We start from the raw sequence: 1,130 nt of genomic DNA on the forward strand, positions 1-1,130 counted from the left end.
ATGCCACGTCTGAAGCGTCAGCTACTCCTGCTGGCGGTGATGGAGAGTTGATTACCGATAATGAGTTCGAAAAGCTACTGGATGAACTTCATGGAGCAGGCGGGTCGCCAACGACCAAGGCTGCTGCCAGTTCTGCGCCGGCTCCAGAGCCCACACCAAAGCCAGCGCCTGCACCGGCCCCAGCCTCAGCAGCTGCAGCTAAGCCAAAGCCGGCTGCAAAACCAGCTGCTAAAGCGGCATCGAAGAAGAATGAAACCATAGCGACAGAAACAACAGTTCGTGTTGATACAAAGCGCCTAGACGATATCATGAATATGGTGGGTGAATTGGTGCTTGTGCGTAACCGACTAAAACGTCTTGGCGATGCAAGCAGTGACGAGTCCATGCAGAAGGCTGTGTCCAACTTAGATGTCGTGACAGGTGATCTTCAGTCAGCGGTTATGCAAACTCGAATGCAGCCGATTAAGAAGGTCTTTGGACGTTTTCCCAGGGTTGTGCGAGATTTGGCTCGGAACCTTAAGAAAGAGGTTAACCTGGTTCTGGTTGGTGAAGATACTGACCTTGATAAGAACCTTGTTGAAGCGCTATCTGACCCCTTGGTTCACCTTGTACGAAACGCTGTAGACCACGGCATTGAAATGCCTGATGACCGTGTGACGAAAGGTAAGGAACGTATAGGGCAGGTGGTTCTGTCAGCACAGCAGGAAGGTGATCATATCATGCTAGCCATTGAAGATGATGGCGCAGGTATGGATGCTGAGGTTCTACGTCAAAAAGCTGTTGAAAAAGGCATTTACGACCAAGACGCTGCTGATCGCTTAAGCGATAGCGAATGTTATAACCTTATTTTTGCACCTGGCTTTTCGACTAAGCAGGAAATATCCGATATTTCCGGCCGTGGTGTGGGAATGGATGTTGTTAAGACAAAAATTACCCAGTTAAACGGTACGGTAAATATTGATTCTGAGTTAGGTAAAGGCTCGCGACTTTCAATTAAAGTACCCTTAACTTTGGCGATCATGCCTACCTTGATGGTTAAGCTTGGAAATCAGTCCTTTGCTTTTCCTCTGGTTAGTGTGGTTGAAATTTTCCACCTTGATTTGACCAAGACAAATGTTGTTGATGGACAG

The 1,130-nt window shown here is 48.0% G+C and carries 1 protein-coding gene; it reads left to right on the forward strand.

The features are described from left to right. On the forward strand, positions 1-1,130 hold a 1,130-nt coding region (locus A3766_RS07345; RefSeq protein WP_197479408.1), incomplete at both ends, for a chemotaxis protein CheA.

This window comes from Oleiphilus sp. HI0132 (assembly GCF_001635845.1).